5 protein-coding genes are annotated in these 8,297 nt (G+C 21.6%); 2 read left to right on the top strand and 3 right to left on the bottom strand.

Features of this window, described 5'->3' with window-relative positions:
- Positions 1-108: 108 nt before the first annotated feature.
- The 3 genes from CLTHE_RS13280 to CLTHE_RS13285 are packed head-to-tail and all read right to left on the bottom strand — an operon-like array spanning position 109 to position 2,149.
- Positions 109-741, bottom strand: coding sequence for an ABC transporter ATP-binding protein (locus CLTHE_RS13280; protein WP_341456363.1), 633 nt, complete (start codon positions 739-741; stop codon positions 109-111).
- Positions 708-872: a hypothetical protein gene (locus CLTHE_RS17060; protein WP_242945648.1), complete on the bottom strand. Its 165-nt coding sequence runs from the start codon at positions 870-872 to the stop codon at positions 708-710. Before CLTHE_RS17060 ends, CLTHE_RS13280 begins: the two co-directional genes overlap by 34 nt.
- A 2-nt stretch (positions 873-874) precedes the next feature.
- Entirely contained in the window at positions 875-2,149 is a 1,275-nt protein-coding gene (locus CLTHE_RS13285; RefSeq protein ID WP_080023880.1) for an FtsX-like permease family protein, read from the bottom strand.
- 1,202 nt (positions 2,150-3,351) lie between these two features.
- Here CLTHE_RS13285 and CLTHE_RS13290 point away from each other — a divergent pair.
- A complete protein-coding gene (locus CLTHE_RS13290) occupies positions 3,352-4,905 on the top strand; it encodes a hypothetical protein (protein ID WP_080023881.1) in 1,554 nt (517 codons plus the stop codon).
- Positions 4,906-5,144: 239 nt separating this feature from the next.
- Positions 5,145-6,488 (top strand): D-alanyl-D-alanine carboxypeptidase family protein, encoded by a 1,344-nt coding sequence (locus tag CLTHE_RS13295; protein ID WP_080023882.1) that lies wholly within the window; start codon positions 5,145-5,147, stop codon positions 6,486-6,488.
- Positions 6,489-8,297 lie beyond the last annotated feature (1,809 nt).

Consider the following 8,297-nt stretch of genomic DNA (forward strand, 5'->3'; position numbering starts at 1 on the left):
GCTTTAAATTGCACTTATTTATTGTAAAAATATAGAAATATTATTCAATTATTTAATATTAATTAATAAATAAAAAAACAAGTCTAAAATCTAGACTTGTTTTTTATTTTATATATCAATTTCACCAGAAACTAGATTTAATATTTTATCAAAATATTCTCTTTGACTTAAATCTTTTCTTTCAATTGATTTATCTATTTTCCCATCAATTATATTTATTGTTTTTTTAGAATAGCTGGCTGTTAGTGGATCATGAGTTACTATCAAAATTGTTATTCCAAATTTTTCATTAAGCTCTTTAAAGATATTTAAAATTATTTTTGAATTTACAGAATCAAGATTTCCAGTAGGTTCATCTGCAATAATAACTTTTGGATTATTTATAAGTGCTCTTGCGATTGCACATCTTTGAATTTGTCCACCTGAACATTCTGCTGGATATTTTTCTAAAATTTCAGAAATATTAAGTTTTTCAGAAATATCAGAAATTCTTTCTTTAATTTCTTTTAATGACACTCCAGATAATTTTAAAGGAACAGATATATTTTCTGAAATTGTTAAATTATCAATTAGATTAAAATCTTGAAATACAAATCCAATAGTTTCTGATCTTAATTTACTAAGTGCTGTTTCACTAAGACCACTTGTCCTTTTTCCATTTATAAAAATTTTCCCTTTAGTAGGAGAATCAATAGTTGAAATTAAATTTACAAAAGTTGATTTTCCAGAACCAAAATAAATTCTCCATCATAAATTTTAAAACTTATTCCATCTAATGCAACAGTAACTTCTTTAGTTAATCCTTCTTTTTTATATTTAAAACTTTTAAAATATTCTTTTGTAAGATTTTCAGCAACAATAATTTCTTTCATATTTATCTTCCCCCATTTTTGAAAATACTATCTAAACCTTTTGAGTATATAACATAACAACTACCAAAACATAAAATCATTAAAAATAAAAAAATACATACTATTGATATTAGTACGAAAAATGGAATTATATCTAAATAATAATATTTAAATATTCCTACAAATAAAAATACTGATGGCAATATTGATATGCAAAAAATAAAACCTAACGCTTCTTTAAAAATTATTTTTTTAATATCTGAATTTATATATCCAAGTTGTTTTAGTATTTTAAAATTTCTTATTTTTAAAGTTGCTAAAGAATTAAAACTATATAATGTTCCAATAATAAACAAAAATAATAAAAGTATTAAACTTCCAGAAAAAGCTGATGCTAAATAAATGTTTGATTTAAAATTAGCTAAATTAACTAGTAGCAAACCTGAAATTAAATATATACTAATTAAAATACCTAAATTTTTTTCTATGTTTAATTTTATATTTCTAAATACTAAAAAATTTATTTTATCGGAAGATTTATTGCTAAGTTTAGAAAAAATACTTGGTAAGCAATAAAAAGTAAAAATTAATGTAGATATACTTCCAAGTAATCCTAATATAGGAATGTCATTAAAATCATTTGAAAAAATCATATAAAATAAAAATAACAGACTTACAATTAAAGAAGCAATCATAAAAAAATTTTTTGATGGCTTCTTTATTTTAGTTTTATAATTTCCATTTTTAGATCTAACTAAATCACAAATTTCTGTTCTATATCCTAATCCAACATTAAATAATCCAAGAATAAAAATATTTACAAATATCATTAGAAGTGTGGCAATCATTCCTTCATTGGTTAATGAAAAACTTGTATTATTTATACCTATAACATTGTATATTATAGAAAGTACTAATGGAGATAATAAAAATCCAAAAAGTAATCCAAATATTAAAGAAATCAAAGATATTATTATATTAATTACTGCAGTAGAAAAAGCTAAACTATTTAAGGAAAGTCCACTAATTATCTGGACTGCAATTTCTTTTTTTCTTTTTTCCATAAATAAATTATTAGAATAATATCCGATTAGCATAATAATGAAAAGAACTATTAGGTGTATAGAAGATAAAGATATATAATCTCCTTGTGATAAATTTGATTTAATATTTGGATCATAAATTATATTAAATATTCCAAATAGAACCATGAAAATTATTATAGAAGAGCACGTATATAAAAAGAAATTTTTGAAATCTCTTTTTAATAATAAGAGTGAGAGTTTTAAAGAATTCATAAAATTACATCCCCTAATAAATATATTTTTTTTATAATAGCTAGATAACTATTATTTAGATAATTTTAACATATATAATATATTATAATAATAAGGTTTTAAAAACTATATTTTCTAAATAAGTTTTACTTTTCATAAATTCAAATTGAATTTATGAAATTAATAATACTAAATTTTTTGGTTATAATTTTATAGGAAAATTTATAGATGAGTTTTTATTTATAACTTTTTATTATAAAGCTCTTTAACAAAAAATACTTTTATATTTTAAATTTAGTAAGTTTGGAAATTAAATTTAAAGTGAAAAATAAGATTTATTTAGATTAAAGTTATATAAATCAAAGATATTTATAAATATTATGCTAAGAAATTTATTAGAAAAGAAAATAAAATTTATTTATTTCAAATAATAAAAGACAACAAAAAACAACTATAATATTAGATTAAACTAAAATTATAGTTGTTTCTCTCATTGTAAAAGAATTAAAAAAGTTTCTCAGGCTCTTAATTCTTTTTAAAACTTAGTGTTTCTAATCGATATTTTATATATTTGATTATAGTTGTATTTTTGCCATTAGTCAATAGATTTAATCAAAAAATAAAAAAAACTTTTTTGGAAAACTATTTAAATTTATTCGTCTATCCCAATGAAATCCTTTGTAAGGCTTGTATTTCCAGTATGTGTACTAAAAAGCCTACATAAATGTTTATGTATTTGTAACTATATATGTTTACATAATTAATTGTACAAAGGTTTTTATAATTAATTATGTAATCAATTATACTTACATATACGAAGTTATTTATGTAAACATATGTACAAACATAGTTATTTACGTCAAAATAAATGTTTATATATACACTTCTATTGATATCAAATGTTGTCTAAACCCCCATAAATACTACATTTTACGAGAAAAATTTTTTATTAAAATTTGTTGCATGTTAGAGAATTTTAGTGTTATAATCTTATCTAAAGATAGGCTGTAAAGTTTCTCAGGCTCGCAGCCATTAAATTTAAAAACTTAGTGTTTCAATATAGAACAGGAATAAGGCTATTTTTAAATTTGTATAATAGTCTAGTCTGTTGTTTTTAGGTTATTTAAAAATAGATAGCCTAGATATTTTATACTTAAAATGTCTTAAAATGGATTTTTTTGTATATATTGAAACACCCCTAGAAATTAGGAGGTGTATTTTTTATGGCTGCAGAAAAAATTTCACAGCTAAATATAATAAAAAATGCGTTGGTTTCTACTAGCACACCTTTAGTTTCATCACAAAAAATTGAAGATGCAATAGTAGAGATTCAAAGTATAAAGAATAAAAAAGATGGTTACACAGCTATTGGAATAAAAGATGAAAATTCAATTTTTACTCAATGGCATATAAGTAACTTTAAATTAACAGAAAAAATTTCAAAGTTAATGGATTTTAAAGATGTGTATATATCAATAAATTCAATGCTTTCACCAATTAGACAAATTCAAAATATACGTCATTTACACTCTTTTTGGGTAGATATTGATTATTATAAAATAAAAAAATATAAGAATAAAACTACTGAAGAAATGATATCTAGAATGAGAAAAGATGGTCAATTCGAAGAAGTTGAACCCTCATTTTTTGTTGATAGTGGAAATGGAATGTATATTTTTTATCTTATAGAAAGTGCAACAAAGAATGCATTACCAATCTGGCAAAAAATACAGGATACTTTAGTAAAAAAATTTGAAAGATATGGAGCTGATCCATTAAGTTCAGATGCTGTTCATGTATTAAGATTACCAGGAACTATAAATTCAAAAACTGGAAGAAAAGCAAGATTGGTTTATAATGCAAATTCAAAATTTAAGTTTGAAATAAATAAAGAGGAATCTTTAAAAAGATATACAATACCAGAGCTTGCAGATATTTTTCTACCTAAGCTTCCAATGGAAAAAAATGAGTGGAATGAGGTTAGAAAAAAAACTAAAAAAGCAAATATAATTTCAAAAAAACAAAAAGAAATATCACTTTACAATTTACACACTCTCCATTATTCAAGAATGAATGACATTTTAGCTCTTCAAAGATTAAGAAATGGAAAATGTAATGGATCAAGAGAATTAATGACTTTTTTATATAGATATTATTCATGCCTTTTCATAAAGGATGAAAAAACTGCACTTGAAAGTACTATGGATTTTAACTCTCAATTTGAAATTCCACTTTCAGAAAGTGAAGTAATAAAAGCGACCAAATCAGCAGAAACTGCATATATACGTTGGGCAAAAACTTTTGATCAGTACATTAGGCTAACAGATAAGCCACCAATGAGTAAATTTTTTAGAGAAAATGGATGTTATGTTTATTCAAATAAGAAATTAATAAAATTATTAGAGATTTCAGATGAAGAAATGGATTCATTAAAAACTATAATTTCTATAAAAGAAAAAAATAGAAGATCTAAAGATTATAGAAATGAGTGGAAAAAAGATAAAAGTAAAAAAGACTCAAGAAATTCTAATGGACTTACTAAAAGACAACAAAGTAAATTAGAAAACTTAACTATTATTTTAAAACTTACTAAAAGTGGAATGAAACAAAAAGAAATTGCTAATCTTATAAAAATTACTCAACAAGGTGTATCTAAATTATTAAAAGAATGGAAAACTGGCCAAATTGACACTCTTATAATACAAGAATACCTTAAACAAAAGAACAAAACAGACAATTTCGCATCCAAAAAAGAACTATGGGAAAATATTAGTTAAAATACAACTGAAATTTGGTATCTATATATTAATGTTTGTGGGGGCGGTTACGCCTTCCCCCGACTCAAAAGTAAGCGAGGACTAGGTTTTTAGAGTCTATATTTAAAATATTTATTAATTATAATTTTTGTACACTTTTTTTCATGTTTTTCTTTGTATAATAGTTCGAGACTTATTGTTATGAATATCGATAAGATATGTTATGTTAAGTCTTAAATAGCTAAAAAGGAGTATTACACATGAAAAAAGGTAAATACTTAGTAGTTTTTCTTGTATTTATTGTTTCAGTTGGATTGATAGTTATTAATTTTCCATCAGACCCTACTGCTACAAATGGAGAAAAAGTACTAGTTCAACAAAGCTTGAAAAAAGGAGCAATAGTTCCTAAAGAAGCACAACCTGATATTGTTGGTAAATCAGCAATAACAATGGTTTTAGGCACTAATGAAGTTATTTATTCAAAAGATGCTAATGCAAAAAGATATCCTGCAAGTCTTACTAAACTTATGACTGCTTATTTATTTGCAAAATATGCAAAACCAAATGATATAATTCCATATACAGAATCAGCAGAACAACAACCAGCCTTTTCATTAGGTAAAAACTTTGGACCAGTTTATGTAGGTGAAACTATGTCTGCCAAAGATGTAATGGATGCATTGTTACTATACTCTGCTAATGATAGTGCTTATATGATTGCAGACTTCGTTGCAGGAAGTAAAGATAAATTTGTTCAAATGATGAATGATGAAGTACAAAAATTAGGATTAAAAGGAACTCATTTTATGAACCCTAATGGATTACAAAATCCTGATCATTATACTACAGCTTATGATCTTGCAATAATTGGACAATTACCATATAGTGAAGCTTGGTCAAGAGAAACAATGGGTACTGAATCTGCTACTATAAAATTTAATCAAAGTGATAAATTAATCCATATTAAAAACAGAAACAGTAACTTAGGTAAGTATGGAAATGTTGCTGGTAAAACTGGATACACTAGCGAAGCAGGAAGCTGTTTATTTAATATAGATGTTAGAGATGGAAAAACTATAGTTGGTGTTATCATGGATTCAGCTAATATATTAAATAGTCCACAAATGTATAGTGGTATGAAGAAAATCATGGATTACAGCTTTAATGAAGCAACTCCAGTTGTATATGAAAATGCAGGAACAACAATATTTGATCCAACTTTAACTTATAAATTATTTGGATTCTTTGGACCTACAAGAACTGTAAAAGTTCCTATGGTTTTAAATAATAATATAATGTACTATAACAATTCAGAAAACAATGAATTTAGTAATGTTACATTAGATACAAGCAATTTAACAGCATGGGATTGTATATTTAATAAAGATAAAATAAATGTTAAGTTTAATGAGTTAAAATACTCTAAAGACTACTCAGTTACTCCACAAATAAGCATAGGACAATTAATTGAGCCAATGATATTTGCTTATATATTATTAATAATAGCAATACTTTCAGCATTACTATTCATAATTATGCTTATAAGAGATATAAATAAAAATAAAAGAAGAGCTAGAAAAAGAGCTAGAAAAAATCATAGATAATAATTAAGGATGATAAAATTTTAAAATAGTAATTTACTATTTTAGATTCTATCATCTTTTTATTTATAAAAAATTTTTATTATTGATTTATATAATAAAAATTTAAAATTAAGTTTTAACGAGCTTATTTCTTTATTTTATATATAGCTAGTATATTAAATTAATATAAGCATAAATAAAGTCAGATAAGGCCATATAAGGCTTATATTAAGATTATTAGTTAATCATTACATATATTAAGAGTGCTTATTAGTGGTTATAAGACTCATATTTTGACGTATATAATTAATCATATACATACGGAGGTATAAACTACAATTAGTACTATTTACTTATCAATTTAGATTTTAAGTTATCAAAAATTATATAATCTTAAAATTCAATTCTACAATACATTCTAGTACAATATTAAATCAAATTTATATTCTATTTTTCTATATAATTTCATTGAATTATAAATAAAAAAATTCTCAAAATTTTTATTCAATTTTTTGTTTTTTGCATACTTAAATAGTATAGATAAATATTTTATTTAAAGATATAAAATTTAATATAAGAATCAATTTTTATATTATATACATAAAAATAATAAGTAAAATTATAAGAAAAAATATAAGAAAAAATATAGTTAAAAATACATGAAATACTATAATAAAAAACTATAGTAAAATTAAAAATAACTTATATATATTAGATAAAATTATATAAATAATATTTAAAAATATTATTTATAAATTATAAAAAATAGATAATAAAATATAAAAAAATTTGAATAAAATATGAGATATTTATAAGAAAATATATAAATAAAAAAGTTATAAATTTAAAAAAAATTATTGCTCAAATGATTTTTTTAATAAGAAATTAAAATATTAAGCTTAAAAATTTAAGTTAAATAAATAAAATTTTTTTATGTATAAGTTAAAAATTTTTATTATAAGATGTATTTAAAATTTAGTTTTAAATACTCTAAGTAATATATATTAAACTTAATTTTTTATTTAATTGTTCTAATTTATATAGATATAAAATTAAGATACAAAAATTAAGAATACAACTTTAAGATACCAAATTTCAGTTGTATTGATCTATAAAAAACTAAAATGTTAAATTTAATAACTATTAAGACATTTAGATATTATATTAAATTACAAGAGATATTAGCTGATTTTATTGTAAATATTTATGTTTACATATATATCAACGTGTTTAAATATAAGGATTTAACGACTATATAAAATACATTATATAATTAGTGGAATTTTTAGGGATTATAGATTAATTGTTAATATTTTTATCAACAAAAATATTGATATTTATGTTTACATAACTGTAAATAAAATATTTTTTAAATTAAAAAGATTGTTTTTCAAAAATAATAATACAAACAATTATACAAATATATATACAAACAAAATTACTGTTATATATGTTTACAAAAATAGTTACAAAAAAAGATTACAAACCAAACATATAAAATACAAACAATTACGTTTTTAAATACAAAAACATTTACTAAAACAAAAACAATTACAAATACAAAAATATTTATATAAACATATACATTTACAAAAATATAAACGTAAACGTAATTAAAAACAATTACATATATATAAACGTAAATATAAATAAAAATGTAAACATATATATTTACATATACGAAAACAAAAACATTTTCAAAAACGTAAACGTAATTAAAAACAAAAATATAATTATAAATAATTACAAAAATAAAAATAAAACTACATGTAAAAATATAAATATAAACATAAATGTAAACATAAATAATTACATTTGTAGAAATAAAAA

The sequence above is a fragment of the Clostridium thermobutyricum DSM 4928 genome (genome assembly GCF_002050515.1).
Lineage (GTDB): Bacteria > Bacillota > Clostridia > Clostridiales > Clostridiaceae > Clostridium > Clostridium thermobutyricum.

Bases quoted from the DNA above. Each gene is read 5' to 3' on its own strand.
- CLTHE_RS13290 (WP_080023881.1), top strand. From the start codon at position 3,352: ATGGCTGCAGAAAAAATTTCACAGCTAAATATAATAAAAAATGCGTTG.
- CLTHE_RS13285 (WP_080023880.1), bottom strand. From the start codon at position 2,149: ATGAATTCTTTAAAACTCTCACTCTTATTATTAAAAAGAGATTTCAAA.
- CLTHE_RS17060 (WP_242945648.1), bottom strand. From the start codon at position 872: ATGAAAGAAATTATTGTTGCTGAAAATCTTACAAAAGAATATTTTAAA.
- CLTHE_RS13295 (WP_080023882.1), top strand. From the start codon at position 5,145: ATGAAAAAAGGTAAATACTTAGTAGTTTTTCTTGTATTTATTGTTTCA.